Here is a 21148-nt window from a genome sequence, read left to right as displayed (position 1 = left end):
CTATGTAGTGGTCAACTAATTTAACAGTCTCCGATAAGTTGTTTTTGCTAAAATCGGAGATAGACCTTGATTATAGCTATGTGGGCGAATGTGATTATAATACATCACATATTCTCTCACATCATTTACAGCACTTTCAAAATCACTATAACCCCCTTTCAGCATCCATTCATATTTAAAACTCCGAAACCAACGCTCCATCGGCGCATTGTCCCAACAGTTACCACGACGGCTCATACTTTGTGTAAGCCCATGTTTCTTAACTGAATCAGTAAAGATTTCACTGCCATAAATACTACCTTGGTCTGAATGGAACAACATTCGCTCCGTGCGTTCAATATTCAGCATCGCATGATTCAGTGCATCTTTAACCAGCTCACTATCATGATAGCGACTTAGCTTCCAATCGACGACTTGACGATTTAATAAATTAATTACCACTGCTAAATAGCACCATATCCCATTGATTTTTATATAGGTCGTGTCACCACATAGCACGGTCGTTTGGCTATCAGGCGTAAATTCTCGACTTAGTATATTCTCAAAAACTTGACTGTTTCCTTTACTAGGATTGCGCCATTTTTGCGGTTGCTTACTAAATAATCCTTGCTTATTCATTAACTTACGAATTAAATACAACCCCACAAAAATACCTTTCTCTTTCAAATGCGATTGAATCGTTCGTTTGCCTGCTGAACTTCGGCTTGCATCAAAAATTGCCTTGATTTCAACGGCTAAAGCTGTGTGTTTCGCTGGCTTTTTGGCTGTGCGCAAATGGGCGTAGTAAGCACTTTCAGACACGCTAAATAGCTCACATAACCGGTTGATTCCTCGCGATTTTAACGTCGTAATGACTTGGTATTTTTGTTTTCGAGTGACATTAAAATCGCTGTAGCCTTTTTTAAAATGGCCTTATCTTCTTCAAGTTCTTTAATACGATTTTCAAGTTCTCGAATTCGTTGTTGTTCTGGGCTAATTGGCTTTGAACCAGCTAAAACGTAACCTTGTTGCTCCGCTTGAACTTGACTTATCCAGCGACGAAGTGCTGTTTCACCCACACCTAACTCTCGGCAAGCTTGAGAAACTGAATATCCTCGTTCAGTCACTAATTTTACTGCTTCAGCTTTATATTCTGCGCTAAATGTTCTTCTCATAATATTTCCTCATTTGTGATGTTATTTTACCACTTATTGAGGACTGCGGAATTAGTCTACCACTACACTAATTGAAATAGAGCACAAAAAAATGCTTTTCTTTTGATGAAAAGTCGGTATGATTAGCCGGCTTTTTGCTCACGTCCTTATTGAGCAAAACTTCTCTCTTCATTGAGAAAATAAAAAAGCTGAAACGCTTTTTTTAATAAGTAGCGAGTCAAATGCCCCATGGCGTCTGTTTTTCAGAAACAGAAAGCTTAGGCTTCCCGCAAGGCACCCGACTTATTTTTTTCACCTCTTTTTAGAAGGTTTTAATTCAATGACAATTACCACTCCTGTAAAAGCAGTTCTTGCTTCAAACCAATATTTCTTAGATCGTCAAAACGCGATGGAATCAAATGTTCGCAGTTATCCGCGTAAACTACCTTTTGCTTATGCTAAAGCGCAAGGTTGTTGGGTAACTGATGTTGAAGGCAATGAATACCTCGACTTTTTAGCCGGTGCAGGAACATTAGCTTTAGGTCATAATCACCCGGTTTTAATTCAATCCATCAAAGACGTTTTAGACAGCCGTCTGCCGTTGCATACCCTTGACTTAACAACGCCGTTAAAAGATGCATTTACCGAAGAATTACTGTCATTCTTCCCGAAAGATCAATATATTCTGCAATTTACCGGCCCGTCGGGAGCAGATGCTAACGAAGCGGCAATCAAATTAGCCAAAACCTATACGGGTCGCGGCAATGTAATCGCATTTTCCGGCGGTTTCCACGGTATGACACACGGCGCATTATCTTTAACCGGCAATCTCGGTGCAAAAAATGCGGTACAAAATCTAATGCCGGGCGTACAATTTATGCCGTATCCGCACGAATATCGCTGTCCGTTCGGTATTGGCGGCGAAGCCGGTGCAAAAGCGGTGGAACGCTATTTTGAAAACTTTATTGAAGACGTAGAAAGCGGCGTAGTAAAACCTGCGGCGGTAATTCTTGAGGCGATTCAAGGTGAAGGAGGTGTGGTGCCGGCACCGGTTTCATTCCTGCAAAAAGTCCGCGAAGTCACACAAAAACACGGTATTTTAATGATTATCGATGAAGTGCAGGCGGGTTTCTGCCGTAGCGGCAAAATGTTTGCCTTTGAACATGCGGGCATTGAGCCCGATATTGTGGTAATGTCTAAAGCGGTTGGCGGTTCATTACCGTTAGCGGTACTTGCCATCAAAAAAGAATTTGATGCGTGGCAGCCTGCCGGTCATACGGGGACATTCCGCGGCAACCAATTAGCCATGGCAACGGGTTATGCTTCGCTTAAAATAATGCGAGAAGAAAATCTTGCCCAAAATGCGCAACAACGCGGCGAATACTTAACTCAGGCATTGCGCGAATTGAGCAAGGAATTTCCTTGTATAGGTAATGTGCGCGGTCGCGGTTTAATGATGGGTATTGATATTGTTGACGAACGCAAACCGCAGGATGCCGCTGGTGCTTATCCGCAAGACGGCGAGCTTGCTGCAACAATCCAAAAATTCTGTTTCAAAAACAAATTATTACTGGAACGCGGCGGGCGTAACGGCAATGTTGTGCGCGTACTTTGTGCAATAAACATTAATCAAGCGGAATGTGAAGAGTTTATCAAACGCTTCAAACAATCCGTGACGGATGCGATTAAAGCGGTACGCGGTTAATTAAAAGTGCGGTCAATTTTTCGCAAATTTTTGGAAAATTTGACTACTCGGAAGGTGGGTTTTATCCCGCCTTTTTTATAAAACCAATGCAAAAAGGTGGGGCGACGCCCACCTTACGGGATAAACATGGCAGATATTTCAAAACACAGACAATCGCTTTTTTGCAGCGATCCGCAATCCATCGCCGATTATGAAACGGCAATGAGCAATGCGGTAAAAGCGGTTTCGAATTGGCTTAAAAACGAGAAAATGTATACCGGCGGCTCCATCAGGGAATTGCGTAAAACCATCGGCAACTTTAATCCAAGCAAACAAGGCGTTGGCGTAAATCAATCCCTTCAGCACTTAGTGGATATTTTCCTGAATCCAAGTTTAAAAGTGCATCATCCGCATTCCCTGGCGCACTTACACTGCCCGACTATGGTTGCCAGCCAAATTGCGGAGGTGTTGATCAACGCCACCAACCAATCCATGGACTCTTGGGATCAAAGCCCGGCGGGTTCCATTATGGAAGAACAGTTAATTGATTGGTTGCGCCAAAAAGCGGGTTATGGTCAAGGCACTTCCGGCGTGTTTACTTCCGGCGGTACCCAATCCAACTTAATGGGAATCTTGCTTGCCCGGGATTGGGCTGTCGCAAATCATTGGAAAAATGAAGATGGCTCGGAATGGTCGGTACAAGAAAACGGTTTGCCGGCAGAAGCACTTAAAAAAGTCAAAGTCGTCTGTTCGGAAAACGCCCATTTTTCAGTGCAAAAAAATATGGCAATGATGGGAATGGGGTTCCAATCGGTGGTTACCGTACCCACCAACGCCAACGCGCAAATAGATGTGGCCGAACTGGAAAAAACATTGGCAACATTAAAAGCGGAAGGCAAAATCGTCTCCTGTATCGTGGCAACCGCGGGAACGACGGATGCAGGCGCCATTGACAACTTAAAAGCGATTCGTAAACTGGCGGATGCATATCAAGCCTGGTTGCACGTTGATGCGGCTTGGGGCGGTGCGTTATTGCTGTCAAAAGATTTCCGTCATTTGTTAGACGGCATTGAATTAACGGATTCCATTACCTTAGACTTTCATAAGCATTTCTTCCAAAGTATTTCCTGCGGGGCGTTTTTGCTTAAGGACGAAAGAAATTACCGTTTTATCGATTATAAAGCGGACTATCTCAACTCCGAATACGACGAAGAACACGGCGTGCCGAACCTGGTTTCTAAATCGCTGCAGACTACCCGTCGTTTTGATGCTTTGAAATTATGGTTCACGCTTGAAGCGCTCGGCGAAGATCTCTATGCTTCAATGATTGATCACGGTATTTATTTAACCCGGGACGTCGAACAATACATCAACGACACCAAAGGATTGGAAATGCTGGTTCCTACCCAGTTCGCCGCGGTGTTATTCCGTGTTGTTCCCGAAGGTTATCCGGATAAATTTGTAGACGCCCTAAACCAAAATGTGGCGGATGAATTATTTGCCCGCGGCGAAGCCAATATCGGCGTGACCAAAGTAGGCGATAAACAATCGTTGAAAATGACGACATTAAGCCCGATTGCGACGCTTGAAAACGTGAAAGCCCTACTGGCTTTAGTGTTAGCGGAAGCGGAACGCATTAAAGATGCCATAGCCAACGGCACTTATGTTCCGCCGATAGATTAATCCACCGAATTGCCGGCAGGATTGCATAAATTTATAAAAAATTAACCGCACTTTTGAGCTTTTTTGGCGCTCCAAGTGCGGTTATTCTTTCTATTGGATTAAATTAAAAATTTAAATAAGGCGTAATTTTTTCAATAGTGGCGTCACCAATGCCGTCAATATTAGATAACTCCGACGCATTTTTAATCTTGCCTACTTTTTTACGATAATCGACAATTGCTTTCGCTTTCACTTCACCTATTCCGGTTAAACTCTGCAATGTTTTTGCATCAGCGGTATTAATATTCACTTTAGAAGATGAATTCAGCGCATTTTTAACCGTTGGCTTCATTGAAGCGGCTTTATCTTTTGTTGATGTCACTGAATTTTTCGCCGTCTCCATTCTTTCTTTAGCACTTTCCGACAGCTGATTTTTTGTTGATTTTGTTTTTTCCTTCACGCCGTTGACTTTATCCGCCGCCGAATTCTTCACAGCCTTTTGACCGCCGGAAAGTTGTTCATTCACGGTATTTTTTGTTGCGCCGACTTTCTCTTTTGCCATTATTTTCGCTCCGTCTTTAACGATTACAAACGGGTTTGCGTTATCGACGGCTAATACCGAACCTGATACGCCGAGAGCTAAACATAGTGCTAACATTGATTTGAAAGTTTTCATTCATGATCCTTAATAATATTTTTACCTTGCGGTAAAACCGAGTTTAATGTCCTTCTTAAGACTCACCATTGAAAAATAAGTTCACTGATAAATTAATAAGTTATCGATGAATCAGATACAAAAAAACTACATTGAAAAATGCAGTTTTTTACATAAAATTTCTGTACTTTATTTCAAATAAGGATTCGTTTTTTTCTCCGCACCTATGGTAGTGTAAGGTCCGTGCCCCGGAATAATTATCCAGTCATCACCGAGCGGAAACAATTTTTCTTTAATAGACGAGATAAGATCATCATAACTTCCCCCTGGAAAATCTGTTCGCCCAATACTGTTGTGGAATAAAACATCCCCCGTAAAAGCAACAATATTCTGATGTTCAAAAAAGCCTACGTGACCGGGAGTATGCCCTGGCAGATGCAGCACTTCTAATTTTAAGCTGCCCACTTCTAAAACTTCATTTTCGCGGTTTAACCACATATCCGGCAGGAAAGCGTTCGCTTCAAAAAGACCGAATTGAGCGGATTGCTGCGGTAAATTTTCAAACCAAAAAACATCATCTTCATGGGGACCGATAATATCAACGCCAAAATGCGCTTTTAATGCGGGAGCGGCACCGATATGATCCAAATGCCCGTGGGTTAACAGGATCATTTTTAAGTCTAATCCGTTTTCTTCAATTTTCTCAATTAATTTTTTAGGCTCGCCGCCGGGGTCAATAATTGCCGCATTTTTTCTGTCATCCCAAATTAATGAACAATTTTGCTGGAATGAGGTTACGGGGATAATATCAATATTCATATATAACTTATACTAGGATGAAATAGTTCATGCGCTGTTTTAATAAAAGGAGAAGTTAAGCGTTACTTAGTTTAAAAAATACCATGATAAAGGGAAATTCTAAACATCCTTTAATTCCGTTAACTACCGGACCAAGTTCTTACCGGACCGGTGTCCACATGCACAAAATTGCTACGAGGGTAATAACCTACGCCCCCGTTACTCAAACTTTCGGCGGAACGTTTTACGTTGGCTAGAGAAACGCCGTCGATTCGAAAATCGATTGCCTGCCCTTTTACATGAAAACTGTTACTTGCCACACCGCGACTACGGCGATGCATAGCGGAGTTTGTTGCCGCTGAACGATAGCCGCAAATAATTTGAATTTCCGTATTACGTAACCCTAAATTGCCTTGAATTTGATAGAGTTTGGAAAATAAATTAGGATCCATTCGATAAGTATGATTATTGCGTCTATCGCGCAATAACCAATTTAATTGATTTAATGCTGAAGATGATAATAATTTACCATTTACTATTTCAGAGCTGAAACGCTCTCCCGTGTTAATATTTCTTAAACGCAAAATACGGGGACTAGGTGTTGAAGCGGCGGCTAACACTGAATTAGGTAAAATAGTTGCGCCTAAAATAATGCCGCCAAGCGCTAACCATTTACGACGGTTATGGTTAATTTCATTCATCTTCAATTTCTCTTCGGTTTATAACTAACATCGGTTGGACAAAAAATGGTAAACGTAAGTTCTCAAATTAAGCAAAAAATGACCGCACTTTTTTTCGCTCCGTCAAAAAGCGAAAAGTGCGGTTAATATTAAAGGTATTTTTTCACCGTATGCCAATTAACATAGCTTGGTTGCTGAACGATATCATAACCGTAAATATCCGGTAATGTATTCACTTGTCCGTTTTCCACCCAAGCCGTCACATAATACAGATAAACCGGATTATCGGAATAAATCGGCGCAGATGTCGTTTTCTTGCTATTCAATACGCGTTGTTTTTTATCTTCCGACCAACCGGCTTCTTTTAATAAAATGGATGCCAATTGGTTGGATTTTTCGACACGTACACAACCGGAACTCAATGCACGATCCTGTTTGTTAAACAGGTTATGATTTGGTGTATCATGTAAATAAATCGCGTCAGAACTAGGCATATTAAATTTAAAACGACCTAACGCACTATTATCTCCGGCATCCTGACGGATACGGTAAGGGAATTTGCTGCCGATAGCCGCCCAGTTAATACTGTTTGGATTAACTTTATTCCCTTTACTATCAAGAATACTATAACCGTGCGCACTCAAATAGCCCGGATTTTTCTTAATTTTAGGCACAATATCCTCATTAATTAAGCGAGTCGGCGCATTCCAAGGCGGATTAACAACCACGTTACTTAATTTACTATACATAACAGGCGTACGTCGTTCTTTTTTACCGACAATGACACGGGAATTTAATATTAACTGGTTATCACGATAATAATTCAACTGATAACTCGGAATATTGACAAAAATCCCGTTACTAAAATTTGGAATAACCCGTAAACGCTGTGCATTCAGAGCTAATTTGTATAATATTGCCGAATTCACGGATTTATCGTCGTCAAAGTCAGAACTGCCAATCTTATCAATAGTTTGCTGATAAATTGAATTATTCGTGGTTAAAGAATTGACATAAGCAAAATTTTGCCCGTTTTTGACCGCACTTAACCATTCTTCAACGTCCGTTTCGCCAGGCTTGGCCGGCTTGTAGCCGTTTATTGTATAAAGCCAGTTTTGTGCCGAATTAAAGACGTTTTTCGCATAATACATATAATCTAAAAACGCATCGGTTAATAAAATATCATATACCGGATTATCCCCGGCATTCGTAGCGCTGATCGCCTCTAGAGATCTGGCGGAACGAACGGAAATTCCGCTTGCAACCATTGCAGCATATTCTCTTAAAAATTTCTTTTCCGCATCCTTATCCTGCCAAAGCAAAGCGTATTCGTTATCGGCATAAATTTTCGCCACTGCAGACTTAAACTGCAAATCACGCACACCTATAATTTCGGTTAATTTAGCTTCCGCCTGCCGCTGCTTCTCGGCTAAAATTCTGGCATCTTCAGCCATTTTTTCCTGCTCGATCTGCTGATTTGCAAGATCAACATCAATACTTTCTTTATTGGACGAATGCGGACTTACATAATCAGAAATAGCACAACTTGAACATAAACCTGAAATTAAAATAGCTAATTGCGCTAGTTTAAATGTCGATTTTCCGTACATTAGAGTTCCTTAAATAGATCACGACAGATCATTAATATATAGGGATGTTTAATACATCCCTATAATGATCTAAATTATTTAGTTTCCGGTCTAACGTCTTCCTTTGACTTCACTGTCTCCGTTTTCACTTCCGCAGTTTTTTTACTTTCGGCTTCCACATCCTTTGTATCCGCTTTGTTTTCTAATGACATAGCCTTAGCCTGTATTGATTCCTTATCAGTTTCAAATTTAGCCAAATCCGATGCCATTTTTTCCGCTTCTTTCAGGAAGAAATCCGGCGCTTCATAATCTTTCGCTAAATCATTAATATCTTTTAAGGCTTTTTTACCTTCACGGGCAAAACGCTCATTTAACGCTTTCAAACGACGGGCATCATCTTTATCATTTTCCGCTTTACGTTTTTCGTAATTCAACGATAAATACTTACGCTCGCTACGCTCGTCCCGAATTTTTAAATCCTCCGCTAAGGCAATAAATTCAGGATCCTTAGAAATACGATCTAAGTGTTTAGACTTGAGTGCCTCTACCGCATCCCTTGCATGGCTTACCTGAGAATAAGTTGCCGCCGGAATTTTATCCCAAGGTAAAGCATTATCTTCTTTTTCCTCACCGTTTTCTTTAGTATCGATAATTGCCGGGAAATTAATATCCGCTGTAACTCCCTTCAATTGAGTACTGCCGCCATTGATACGATAGAATTTTTGGATCGTATATTGAATAAAACCCAACGGTTCCTGATCTAGGTCATACACGAAATTCAGCGAACGACTTTGTTGAACCGTACCTTTACCGAACGTATCCTGACCAATAATAATACCACGGTTATAATCCTGCATAGCAGCGGAGAAAATTTCCGATGCCGATGCACTGAAACGGTTTGTCATCACTAAGAGTGGACCGGTGTAAACCTGTGCGTTATCCGGATCTTCATGCACACGGATACGATTATAAGCATCGCGAACCTGAACAACCGGACCGTCACTGATAAACAATCCGCTTAATTCCACCGCTTCCGTTAAAGCGCCACCACCGTTTTCACGTAAATCAATAATTAATGAAGTCGCTTTTTTCGCCTTCATCTGTTCCAATAATTTACGCACATCCGCAGTTAAGCCGATATAAAAAGTCGGGATTTTAATTACCGCAACATTTTGACCGTTAACTTTTTCAACGGTTAATTTTGCCGCGCTATCCTCAATACGCACTTTATCCCGTACCAAGGTAATAATTTTACTTTTACCGCCTTTTGCTGGTTCAATTTCCAACCGAACCTTCGAGCCTTTCTTGCCTTTGATTTTATCGACCACGTCTTCCAAACGCCAACCGACGACATCTTCAATCTCGCCTTTTGCCTGACCTACACCGATAATTTTATCGCCGGCTTTAATTCTTTTACTGCGTTCCGCCGGCGCGCCCGGTACTAAAGATTTAATTGTAGTAACATCATCTTCCTGCTGTAATGTCGCACCGATACCTTCCAACGAAAGATTCATACTTTCATTGAAACTTTTAGCCGTGCGCGGCGCTAAATAACTGGTATGAGGATCAATTTCGCGGGCAAAAGCATTCAAAAATAATTGCGTAATATCATCCGCATTGGTTTGAGTCAAACGACGAATCGCTAAATTATACCGTTTGGTTAAGGTTTTCTTGATTTCCGACCATTTTTTGTCTTTTAATTTTAAGTCAATAATGTCATTTTTGACCCGAGCCGCCCAAAGCTTATTCGCCTCTTCTACGCTTGCCGGCCATGCAGCTTTTTTACGATCAATTTCAATTTGATCATCATCTTTTAAGCTCGGTTCTTTATCAAGTAAAGACAACGCATATTCATAGCGTTCATAACGACGTTTTGCCATTAAGTCATACATAGCAAAGGCAATATCCAATTTTCCTTCATTCAGTTCGTCATCAAGTAACGCCGCATATTTAGCCTGCAATTCGTCAATATCGGATTTAATAAATAAATTATGGCTATAATCCAGAAAATCCAAATAACGAGCGAAGATCTTGTGAGAAAATTCATCGTCAAGCTGGAATTTGCGATAATGGGATTGCGTTAATCTTGTCGTCGCGCGCTTAGTTGCTAATCCGTTTTCCTCTGTTGGTTGTGGAATAACAATATCACTTGCTTTTAAAGTCGGATGCACGGCAAATGCGTTTCCGCTCATACCGATTACCGCGCTCACGACTAAAGTTGCCAGATAAGTTTTAGATTTATTCAACTTCATTTAGACTTTCCTAATAAAGAAAAAACATCACATAAGAATACTTACGGATGTATTGACTGTGCCGCCCGTTAATCTAAGCGGCGCAAATTGGAAATTATTATGCAAATAAACGATCGGTTGCTACCGTCAATACAAGGCCGTTATCTAATTCAACCCGGGCGTTATCTTTAATAACATCTAATACAACCGCCTGTTTTGCCGAATCGCCTACTTTGACTTTAACTTGGCTGCCTTTTTGTAAAGTGGCAAAATCAATTTCCTTTAATTCGACTTTTGCTTTACGCACTTTATCGTTTGCCGGTTTACGTGTTGCCTTCATCGCTTTATCCGACGGTTTACGCGCCGGACGTTTTTTAACCTGCTTTGTATTTGCCGCTTTTTCAGCCGCACGTTTTTCTGCAAATTTCGCTTTTGCTTCCGCTAATTGTTGCTGCGCATGTTCTACATGTTCTTGCTCTAACACGCCGGCAGGATTGCCTTGCAAATCTACACGCTCGGCCCCTAAGCGGCAACCGTGTAAATAGCGCCAGTTTGACGTATATTGACGTAATGCGTGACGAAGTTGCGTTTTGCTCACTCGTTCGTCATCTTTTAACGCTTCCGCCAAATCCTGAAAAAGCCCGATTTTAAGCGGTTTAGCTTCACCTTCCACTGAGAAACATAGAGGAAATTTTTCTGCCAAATACGCAATAATCTCTTTATTATTGGTTAGTTTTTGCGATTCAGCTTGTACGTCTGTTTGAATTTCTGTCATTTGTTTTCTATCCTGAACACAACATGTTATGTATGAAAAAATAATCCCGAGCATTTTAGCTTACTTTCTGAATGAATGACAATTAATAATCACATATGCCGGGGGAATTTTTCAAAAATTGCCGAAAATTGACCGCACTTTTCCCTTTTTTCTTTTATTGATGAGCAAATACGGTATAAAATATCCGCCCCTTAAACAAAAACGAGATAATATGGCAAAGGCTTCTTCACTATCGGCATCTCAAAACGCATCCATCGTTCGTTGTAACGATTGCAATGCGTTAGTTGCCCTTTCCGAGTTGAAAAAATCCCAGCAGGCGGAATGTCCGCGTTGTCATAATGTGCTGAAATCACAAGACCGCTGGCGTTTACGCCGTTGTGCCATTATCGCTATTTCAATCCTGATCTTAATGCCCTTTGCCCTCACTTACCCATTGTTAAGCGTAGATTTATTAGGTATAACCGTTGATGCTTCCGTTTGGGGCGGCGTATGGAAAATGGCGACGGAAGGTTATCCCTACACGGCTTTTTTAGTGTTTATTTGTGCGGTATTTCTGCCCGTCAGCTTTGCCCTATTAGTTATTTTACTGTACCTGGCTAAACTAACTCATCAAAAACCCCGGAATTTATTATTTGCTTTAGGCTATATCAAACCCTGGGTAATGTTCGATGTTTATCTTGTGGCTCTTGGTGTCAGCGCCTTTAAAGTAAGGGATTACGCCACCATTCATATTGATATTTATTTAATTGCCTTTGTTCTGACCTCGCTACTGACTACATTACTTTTTATTAAAATTAATCCGAAAGAATTATGGAACGATTTTTATCCGCAAAATCAACATCTAATAAAAATTTCGCCGGAAAATCCACCGCACTTTTGCCGTACTTGCGAATATACCTTTGAGCATTCGGCATTTGATCGAAAATCACATACCATTTGTCCCCGTTGCCATAGCCGGCTGGATACGCCGTCTTACGTCAATCTGCAAAATACCTGGGCGACATTAATTGCCGGGATTATTATGCTTTTTCCCGCAAATATTTTTCCTATTTCCTACACCATTATGAATAATGTCGCCACCGGCGATACGCTGATGTCCGGTGTTATCACCTTTATCGGTATGGGCAGTTATTTCGTTGCATTTGTGGTATTCTTTGCCAGTATTTTTGTGCCGGTCAGTAAAGTATTTATCATGATTTATTTATTATTAAGCATTCATTTCCAATGGAAACATTCGATAAAATGGCAAATGCGTTTATTTCATATCGTTCATTTTGTCGGGCGTTGGTCTATGCTTGATTTATTCGTGCTGTCCTTAATGATGTCGTTAGTTACCAGAGGACAAATTATTAATTTTTCGGTAGGACCTGCGGCACTTTATTTTGGCATCGCCGTTTTCCTTACGATGCTTTCAACCACATTCTTTGATACCCGTTTACTTTGGAATATTTATGACAAACAACCAAGCAAATAACCGAGTTAAAATCAACGCCGAAAATAACGTTCAAGCGGCTAAAATTAAACAGGATAAGCGTATTTCACCTTTTTGGTTGCTCCCTATCATCGCCTTATGTATCGGTGCGTTATTATTCTTTCAGATCATCAAGGAACAGGGTGAAACCATTCGCATAACCTTCACGACCGGTGACGGTTTAGTAGCGAATAAAACTCAGGTTCGTTATCAAGGATTACAAATCGGTATCGTAAAAAAAGTTAACTTCACCGATGATCTAAAAAAAGTGGAAGTCCAAGCAAGTATTTACCCTGAAGCAAAAAACGTATTGCGCGAAAATACCAAGTTCTGGCTGGTCCAGCCAAGCGCCTCACTGGCGGGGATATCCGGTTTGGATACCTTAATTTCCGGTAACTATATCAGCCTCCAACCGGGTGACGGAAATTATAAAGATGACTTTATTGCCGAAGAAACCGGCCCTATCGCTCAAGTCAGCGACGGCGATTTATTAATTCATTTGCTTGCCGACGATTTAGGATCAATCTCTGAAGGCGCGTCCGTTTATTATAAAAAAATGCCGGTAGGTAAAATCTATGATTACCGTTTTACCCCGGATCAAAAGAAAGTTGAAATTCAGGTCGTTATTGATAAAGCCTATGCTAATTTAATTAAACAGGATACGCGCTTTTGGAATATCAGCGGTATCAATGCAAATGTAGGCCCGTCCGGCATAACCGTTAATATGGACAGCCTCAATGCCATTGTGCAGGGTGCAATTACCTTTGACTCGCCGGATAACAGTCCAAAAGCGAAACAAGATCAACAATTTACCCTTTATCCCACATTACAAGCCGCACAACGCGGCATTGAAGTGAAAATCACTTTACAAAATCAGGCTGGTTTAAAAGCAGGAAAAACCGAAGTTTTTTATAATAATCTACAGGTAGGAACCCTTGCCAAATTAGATAACGAAGATATCACGCATGCAAAAATAAGCGGAACATTGCTTCTTGATCCCAATATATCCAATGAATTAAGAACTAATACCAATATTATATTGCGTACGCCAAAAATGAATTTGGCGACATTAGAAAAACTGCCGGACATGTTGCGCGGTCAGTTTTTTGAAATTATTCCCGGTTCAGGCGAACCGCAGCGGGAATTTCAGGTCTATAAAGAAAGCGATTTACTGTTAAAACAGGCGGATACCTTAGTATTAACTTTAACGGCGCCGGAAACCTACGGTATTGCGGAAGGCCAGCAAATCTTCTACAACAATCTTCCGATTGGCGAAATTGTAAAACAGACGCTTAACGAGCAAGGCGTCGAATATCAGGCGGCAATAGCCGGCAAATACCGTCATTTAATTTATGGCGATAGTCAATTCGTCGCCGCATCGAATTTAGATATTTCTTTAGGCATTGACGGACTTCGGGTTGAAGCCGCAAGCCCTGATAAATGGTTGCAAGGCGGGATTCGCTTAATTGCAAATAAGAATAAAGGTAGCGCCCTTTCTTCTTACCCTATTTACAAAGATTTAAGCAGTGCCGAAGCAGGAATAACAAGTTCGACTCTAACGCCGACAATAACGCTGAATGCGCAAAATTTGCCGAATATCGGCAAAGGTTCTTTAGTACTTTATCGTCAATATGAAGTGGGTAAAGTGTTGGATATTCGTCCGTTAAAAAACAGTTTTGATGTGGATGTCGCCATTTATCCTAAATATCGTCATTTACTCACTAAAAACAGTTTATTTTGGGTGGAAAGCGCTTCCCAAGTGGACATTACCGCGCGCGGAATCAGCATTCAGACGAGCCCGCTGGGGCGCGTTTTAAAAGGTGCCATCAGTTTTGATAACAGCGGCGGCAACAATAATAAAACCCTTTATGCCAACGAACTAAGAGCAAAATCGGCGGGGCAAGTCATTACCTTAACCGCAGATAACGCCACCAACTTAACTAAAGGCATGGCATTGCGTTATATGGGACTGGAAGTAGGACAACTGGAAAGCATTAATTTGGATCAAAATAAAAATCAAGTGGTCGTAAAAGCCTTAATGAACCCGAATTATATGAACCTGGTTGCCAAAGAAGGTTCCGAATTCCGGATTATTTCACCGCAGATTTCTGCCGGCGGCATCGAGAATCTGGACAGTTTATTGCAGCCTTATATTGATATTGATGCGGGCAAAGGAAAATATAAAACCACCTTCGCAATTAAAAATAACAACAATACCGATAACAAATATAACAATGGTTTCCCGATTATTTTAGAAGCGTCGGATGCGTTAAATATTACGACGGGTTCGCCGATTTACTATCGCGGTGTAGAAGTGGGCAAAATTAATCGTATGGAACTTAATGAGTTAGGCGATCGCGTGCTGATTCATCTGCTTATTGCCAATAAATACCGGCATTTAGTACGCAAAAACTCCGAGTTCTGGATTTCATCCGGTTATAGCGCGGGCGTAGGTTGGTCAGGTATTGAAGTGAATACAGGTACGGTGCAACAGTTACTAAAAGGCGGAATTTCATTCTCTACGCCGTCCGGCACCGTGATTCAACCGCAAGCAGCGGCAAATCAGCGTTTCTTACTACAAATAAAAAAACCGGTTGAAGCCAAAACATGGAATTCCGCCGTATTGCCGGAACAAAACTAAAAATCCTGAAAAAATGACCGCACTTTTGATTGGTAGAATAAATCAAAAAAGTGCGGTCATTTTTTTCCAAATTTTCAGCCGGATTATTTCACCGCTAATTGAGCAATTTTCATAATAACGTCTACCGCACTACACATACCCTCCAGGGTAATTAATTCGTGCTTACTATGGAAATTATAACCGCCGGTAAAAATATTCGGACAAGCCAGCCCTTTTTCCGCTAACCAAGCACCGTCGGTACCGCCCCGAATAGGTTGATGAATAGGTACAATACCGCAAGCTTTCATAGCGGAATCCGCCAACTCAATGGATTGCGGTACTTTGCTTACGGTATCATACATATTGTAGTAATTGTCTGTGATCGTTACTTTTACCGGCTCTTTCAATTGTTTCCGACAATTAAACTCATCAACCCATTTTTCTAAAAACGCTTTGCGTTGGGTAAAAGCTTGTTTATCAAAATCCCGGATTAAATAGTGCAATTCCACTTTCTCGATATCGCCGTGAAACGAATTCAAATGGAAAAAACCTTGTTTTTCTTCTGTTTTCTCCGGTACTTCATCGGTCGGAAAACCTTGTTGAAATTCACAGGCAAGCGCCAATGCGTTCACCATTTTATCTTTTGCCGAGCCGGGATGAATCGCACGTCCGAAAATCGTCACCGCAGCGCCTGCGGCATTGAAATTTTCATATTCCAATTCGCCCACTGCGCCACCGTCAATAGTGTATGCCCAATCACAAGAGAATTTTTCTATGGGAAAAAATTTCATTCCCAATCCGATTTCTTCATCGGGTGTAAAAGCGACGCGAATGTGACAACGAGGTACCGAACTTTCCTTTAATTGTGAAAGTGCGGTCATAATTTCCGCAATTCCGGCTTTGTTATCAGCGCCTAATAAGGTTGTGCCGTCCGTAACGATTAACGTTTTACCGACCAATTTATGCAGAAAAGTAAAAGTGACAGGGCTGATAAATTCATCGCCGAGCCCCAATGCAATATCACCGCCACGATAGTTTTCAATAACTTCCGGTTTCACATTTTTTCCACTGCATTGCGGCGAGGTATCCAAATGCGCAATTAAGCCGATTGTGGGTGAATTTTCAATATTGCCGGGCAACAATGCCGTCACAATGCCATGCTTGCTCACTTCAATTTCATCTAAACCTAAGCTATATAATTCCTGCTCTAAAATCTTAGCCAATTTAAGCTGCCCCTGTGTACTCGGAGAGGTCTTGGCACCGGGCTTAGATTGAGTGTCAAGAGAGACATAATTAAAAAAACGTTCTAAAAGTTGTTCGTTATATTGCATAATAATTTCTTCTAAAAATAAAGAAATAAGGCAAATTCTTGAATTCAAGCGTAAATTCCGCCTTTTCCTTATATAATTCGGACGCAGTCAAGTCTATAGCGTTCAACATTTAATATTTTGATGTATGACAATAAATACCTATTTTTTAGTCGGAATTTCTAAGTTTTTTGACAGAACGCAAGTTTTATCTCTTTGTTTTTAACAGATATTTACCTTACGATTGCAGACTTTAAGCATTATTGAAACAATTTTTTAATAAAAAATAATTCGGTTCTAATTTCATCTTTCCAACAAATAAAAAAATAAAAACAAAATTTCGCTTTTTTAGATAAAAAAACTTTAATTTATCAACCATTACCTTTATCATTAGCCCTTACTTTATTATCGGTGTCTATATCATTTTTATAGATGTTTATTTCTACTCAAAACTAAGATTTTTAGTTAATCAGGGGAAAACCAAAGCTAGTGGAAAATATTGTTCAAAGCAAACCAATTATTGAACTGCGTTCTCTCAAAAAATCGTATAACGAAAATACGATCATTGATAATTTTAATTTAACCATTAACAATGGTGAATTTTTAACTATTTTAGGCCCTTCGGGTTGCGGTAAAACGACGGTATTACGTTTGATTGCCGGCTTTGAAGAAGCCAATGGTGGTCAGATTATCCTTGATGGCGAGGATGTGACTGATTTGCCGGCTGAACATCGCCCGGTAAATACGGTTTTCCAAAGCTATGCACTATTCCCCCACATGACTATTTTCGAAAACGTCGCTTTTGGTTTGCGTATGCAAAAAGTGCCGAACGAAGAAATTAAGCCTCGCGTATTGGAAGCTTTGCGCATGGTTCAATTGGAAGAAATGGCGGATCGTAAACCGACTCAATTATCCGGTGGTCAGCAACAACGTATTGCTATCGCGCGCGCGGTGGTAAATAAACCGAAAGTACTATTACTGGACGAATCATTATCCGCACTGGACTACAAATTACGTAAACAAATGCAAAACGAATTGAAAGCATTACAACGTAAATTAGGCATTACCTTCATTTTTGTAACCCATGACCAAGAAGAAGCGTTAACTATGTCCGATCGTATTATCGTGTTACGTAAAGGTAATATTGAACAAGACGGTTCACCGCGCGAAATCTATGAAGAACCGAGCAATTTATTTGTGGCGAAATTCATTGGCGAAATCAATATCTTTGATGCGCAAGTATTAAATCGTGTTGATGAAAAACGCGTTCGCGCTAATGTAGAAGGACGTGTTTGCGATATTTATACGGATTTAGCGGTAAAAGAAGGACAGAAACTGAAAGTATTATTACGCCCGGAAGACGTTCAATTGGAAGAACTTGATGAAAATGAGCAGTCAAGCGCCATCATCGGGCATATTCGTGAGCGTAACTACAAAGGAATGACTTTAGAGTCAACCGTTGAGCTGGAACACAATAACAAACTTGTATTAGTAAGCGAATTCTTTAATGAAGATGATCCGAACATTGATCACTCATTAGACCAACGCGTAGGTGTAACTTGGATTGAAAAATGGGAAGTGGTATTGAACGATGAAAATGACAACGCGTAAATTCCAAAATTCTACCGTTGCTGTTATCTTCGCTTGGCTGATTTTCTTTATGTTCGTACCTAATTTCTTGGTACTTATCGTCAGTTTCCTAAGTAAAGACAGTAGCAATTTTTATGCTTTACCGTTTACCTTTGAGAACTATGCCCGTCTGTTTGAGCCTTTATACGGCACGGTAGTATGGAACTCTTTGTATATGTCCGGTATCGCCACCGTGATTTGTTTACTTATCGGCTACCCTTTCGCCTTTTTTATGGCGAAACTTAATCCGAAATACCGACCAATTTTGTTATTCCTATTAGTATTACCGTTTTGGACGAATTCACTTATCCGTATTTACGGTATGAAAGTATTCCTCGGTGTAAAAGGAATTCTGAATGAATTTCTCTTATTCGCCGGTATTATCGACGAACCAATCCGTATTCTTAATACGGAAGTTGCTGTCATTATCGGCTTAGTTTATTTGCTGTTGCCTTTTATGATTTTACCGCTCTACTCCGCTATTGAAAAATTAGACTTGCGTTTACTTGAAGCAGCAAAAGATTTAGGTGCTAACGGTATTCAGCGCTTTATCAAAATCATTATTCCGTTAACCATGCCGGGTATTGTTTCCGGTTGTTTGTTGGTGTTACTGCCGGCAATGGGAATGTTCTACGTTGCGGATCTATTAGGCGGTGCAAAAGTATTATTAGTGGGTAACGTAATTAAGAGTGAATTCTTAATTTCCCGTAACTGGCCGTTCGGTTCGGCAATCAGTATCGGATTAACCATATTAATGGCGTTATTAATATTTGTTTATTATAAAGCAAATAAATTATTGAATAAGAAAGTGGAGTTGGAATAATGAGTCGTATACTACGTAATATTTTTATGTTAGTGGTGTACGCTTATTTGTACATCCCTATTATCATTCTGGTTGGTAACTCCTTCAATGCGGACCGTTACGGTCTAAGCTGGAAAGGTTTTAGCTTTGCCTGGTATGAACGTCTTGCTAATAACGATACCTTAATTCAAGCCGCCGTGCATTCCGTGACTATTGCGTTTTTTGCCGCAACATTTGCCACAATTATAGGTTCAATGACAGCAATTGCTTTATATCGCTATCGCTTCCGCGGTAAACAAGCGGTAAGCGGGATGTTATTCGTAACCATGATGTCGCCTGATATCGTAATGGCGGTATCATTATTGGCGTTATTTATGATCATCGGAATCTCCTTAGGTTTCTGGTCATTATTATTAGCGCATATTACATTTTGTTTACCTTACGTTGTAGTCAGCGTGTTCTCCCGCTTAAAAGGTTTCGACCTGCGGATGTTGGAAGCCGCAAGAGACCTAGGTGCCAGCGAAGTAACGATTTTGCGTAAAATTATTTTCCCGCTGGCTTTGCCGGCAATTATTTCCGGTTGGTTGTTAAGTTTCACCATTTCAATGGATGATGTAGTAGTTTCATCTTTTGTAAGCGGTGTGAGTTATGAAATTCTGCCGTTGAAGATTTTCTCATTGGTGAAAACAGGAGTTACGCCTGAAGTTAACGCCTTAGCGACTATTATGATTGTATTATCTTTATTGCTTGTTCTGCTCGGACAAATTATCGGCAAAAAAGATAAGAGCTAAATAATAAATAATTACTTCACAAAGAAGCTATTTATCAATAAAATACGCCCTGACCCAAAGCTTGTTATAGCCTAAAGTCAGGCGTTTTTTTATGTCTTGGAATTATCAAGGACAGATTTTTTATTCACTCTCAACGGGAGCAAACTCAATGAAAAAATTAGCAGGTCTTTTTGCAGCTGGCTTAATCGCAGTTGCCGTGACTGGTTGTAATGACAAAGAAAGCAAAAGTGCGGACGCAAATGCACCTGAGACGGCAAAAGATAACGGAACTGTTTATCTTTATACCTGGTCGGAATATGTTCCGGACGGTTTATTAGATGATTTCACTAAAGAAACCGGTATTAAAGTTATCGTTTCAAGCTTAGAATCCAACGAAACTCTATATGCTAAATTAAAAACACAAGGAGCTGACGGCGGCTACGATATCATCGCACCATCAAACTACTTTGTGTCAAAAATGGCGCGTGAAGGTATGCTAAAAGAATTAGATCACAGCAAACTTCCTGTTATTCAAGAATTAGATCCCGATTGGTTAAACAAATCTTATGACCCAAATAACAAATATTCGCTACCTCAGTTATTAGGTGCGCCTGGTATCGCATACAACACGCAAACTTACAAAGGTTCGGATTTTACCTCTTGGGGTGATTTATGGAAACCTGAATTTGCCGGTAAAGTACAATTGCTTGATGATGCCCGAGAAGTATTTAACATCGCATTATTAAAATTAGGCAAAAACCCGAATACTCAGGATCCGGCGGAAATTAAAGCGGCTTACGAAGAATTATTGAAATTACGTCCGAACGTCCTCTCCTTTAATTCCGATAACCCGGCCAACGCATTTATCTCAGGCGAAGTGGAAGTCGGTCAATTATGGAACGGCTCCGTTCGTATTGCGAAGAAAGAACAACCGGGCAGCATCGATATGATCTTCCCGAAAGAAGGTCCGGTACTCTGGGTTGATAATTTAGCTATTCCAGCCACATCTAAAAACCCGGATGGCGCGCATAAACTAATTAACTACTTGTTAGGTGCAAAAGCGGCTGAAAAATTAACCTTAGCGATCGGCTATCCGACCGCTAACGTGGAAGCCAAAAAAGTATTACCTAAAGAAATCACGGAAGATCCGGCAATATATCCGACTGCTGAACTTTTAAAAACGGCAAATTGGCAAGAAGATGTTGGTGAAGCAGTTGAACTTTACGAAAAATATTATCAAGAATTAAAAGCGGCAAAATAACCGTTATTAATGAGATAAAAAACGCCAAATTTTTATTTGGCGTTTTTTTTTGTTGCAAGTACATAAAAAATTAAAGCATAA

At 40.5% G+C, this 21148-nt stretch carries 17 protein-coding genes; 8 read left to right on the top strand and 9 right to left on the bottom strand.

The genetic code is table 11. The annotated features are described in order from the left end of the window. Positions 1-15 precede the first annotated feature (15 nt). Together A4G13_RS01925 and A4G13_RS01920 are read right to left on the bottom strand one after the other, a co-directional pair. On the bottom strand, positions 16-828 hold the full coding sequence (locus A4G13_RS01925; protein ID WP_243739749.1) for an IS3 family transposase: 813 nt from the start codon (positions 826-828) through the stop codon (positions 16-18). A gap of 11 nt (positions 829-839) precedes the next feature. Then, positions 840-1154 (bottom strand): transposase, encoded by a 315-nt coding sequence (locus A4G13_RS01920; RefSeq protein ID WP_165898014.1) that lies wholly within the window; start codon positions 1152-1154, stop codon positions 840-842. Between the two features lie 319 nt (positions 1155-1473). On the opposite strand from A4G13_RS01920, the gene A4G13_RS01915 reads away from it, so the two are divergent. Further along, positions 1474-2838, top strand: coding sequence for a diaminobutyrate--2-oxoglutarate transaminase (locus A4G13_RS01915; protein ID WP_090654774.1), 1365 nt, complete (start codon positions 1474-1476; stop codon positions 2836-2838). Positions 2839-2964: 126 nt separating this feature from the next. Then, positions 2965-4500 carry an L-2,4-diaminobutyrate decarboxylase gene (ddc, locus tag A4G13_RS01910; RefSeq protein WP_090654772.1) on the top strand — a complete coding sequence of 512 codons (1536 nt, stop codon included), beginning with the start codon at positions 2965-2967 and terminating at the stop codon, positions 4498-4500. A 103-nt stretch (positions 4501-4603) separates the two neighbouring features. On the opposite strand, the gene A4G13_RS01905 is transcribed toward ddc, so the two are convergent. The 6 genes from A4G13_RS01905 to proQ all read right to left on the bottom strand — a co-directional run bounded on the left by A4G13_RS01905 (position 4604) and on the right by proQ (position 11207). Continuing rightward, entirely contained in the window at positions 4604-5155 is a 552-nt protein-coding gene (locus A4G13_RS01905; protein ID WP_090654770.1) for a ComEA family DNA-binding protein, read from the bottom strand. Between the two features lie 168 nt (positions 5156-5323). Next, a complete protein-coding gene (locus A4G13_RS01900) occupies positions 5324-5953 on the bottom strand; it encodes an MBL fold metallo-hydrolase (RefSeq protein ID WP_090654769.1) in 630 nt (209 codons plus the stop codon). Between the two features lie 119 nt (positions 5954-6072). Beyond that, a complete protein-coding gene (mepK, locus tag A4G13_RS01895; RefSeq protein ID WP_041639633.1) occupies positions 6073-6633 on the bottom strand; it encodes a peptidoglycan L,D-endopeptidase MepK in 561 nt (186 codons plus the stop codon). A 128-nt stretch (positions 6634-6761) separates the two neighbouring features. Next, positions 6762-8222 (bottom strand): L,D-transpeptidase family protein, encoded by a 1461-nt coding sequence (locus A4G13_RS01890; RefSeq protein WP_090654767.1) that lies wholly within the window; start codon positions 8220-8222, stop codon positions 6762-6764. A 74-nt stretch (positions 8223-8296) separates the two neighbouring features. Then, the gene (prc, locus tag A4G13_RS01885; RefSeq protein ID WP_090654765.1) at positions 8297-10453 is read right to left on the bottom strand and encodes a carboxy terminal-processing peptidase; all 2157 of its coding nucleotides are present in this window, start codon (positions 10451-10453) and stop codon (positions 8297-8299) included. Between the two features lie 97 nt (positions 10454-10550). Then, positions 10551-11207, bottom strand: coding sequence for an RNA chaperone ProQ (gene proQ, locus A4G13_RS01880; RefSeq protein WP_041639632.1), 657 nt, complete (start codon positions 11205-11207; stop codon positions 10551-10553). Positions 11208-11418: 211 nt separating this feature from the next. Here proQ and A4G13_RS01875 point away from each other — a divergent pair, with 211 nt between their 5' ends. After that, positions 11419-12681 (top strand): paraquat-inducible protein A, encoded by a 1263-nt coding sequence (locus tag A4G13_RS01875; protein ID WP_090654786.1) that lies wholly within the window; start codon positions 11419-11421, stop codon positions 12679-12681. After that, positions 12659-15319: a PqiB family protein gene (locus tag A4G13_RS01870; RefSeq protein WP_090654764.1), complete on the top strand. Its 2661-nt coding sequence runs from the start codon at positions 12659-12661 to the stop codon at positions 15317-15319. The genes A4G13_RS01875 and A4G13_RS01870 overlap by 23 nt, the downstream gene beginning before the upstream one ends. 83 nt (positions 15320-15402) lie before the next feature. On the opposite strand, the gene pepT is transcribed toward A4G13_RS01870, so the two are convergent. Then, positions 15403-16629, bottom strand: coding sequence for a peptidase T (gene pepT / locus A4G13_RS01865; RefSeq protein WP_090654762.1), 1227 nt, complete (start codon positions 16627-16629; stop codon positions 15403-15405). Between the two features lie 465 nt (positions 16630-17094). Between pepT and potA the strand changes: the two genes are divergently transcribed. The 4 genes from potA (at position 17095) to A4G13_RS01845 (ending at position 21067) form a co-directional block, all read left to right on the top strand. After that, a complete protein-coding gene (gene potA, locus A4G13_RS01860) occupies positions 17095-18216 on the top strand; it encodes a spermidine/putrescine ABC transporter ATP-binding protein PotA (RefSeq protein WP_011199991.1) in 1122 nt (373 codons plus the stop codon). Then, on the top strand, positions 18197-19057 hold the full coding sequence (gene potB, locus A4G13_RS01855) for a spermidine/putrescine ABC transporter permease PotB (RefSeq protein WP_090654760.1): 861 nt from the start codon (positions 18197-18199) through the stop codon (positions 19055-19057). The genes potA and potB overlap by 20 nt, the downstream gene beginning before the upstream one ends. Beyond that, entirely contained in the window at positions 19057-19827 is a 771-nt protein-coding gene (gene potC, locus A4G13_RS01850; RefSeq protein ID WP_090654758.1) for a spermidine/putrescine ABC transporter permease PotC, read from the top strand. Before potB ends, potC begins: the two co-directional genes overlap by 1 nt. A gap of 148 nt (positions 19828-19975) precedes the next feature. Next, complete coding sequence (locus tag A4G13_RS01845; protein WP_090654756.1) at positions 19976-21067, top strand: extracellular solute-binding protein; 1092 nt, start codon at positions 19976-19978, stop codon at positions 21065-21067. The last annotated feature ends 81 nt before the right edge of the window (positions 21068-21148 follow it).

Source organism: Basfia succiniciproducens (genome assembly GCF_011455875.1).
Classification (GTDB): Bacteria; Pseudomonadota; Gammaproteobacteria; order Enterobacterales; family Pasteurellaceae; genus Basfia; species Basfia succiniciproducens.
Note: the sequence above shows the minus strand (reverse complement) of the source record. Positions and strands in the feature narration are given on the sequence as shown.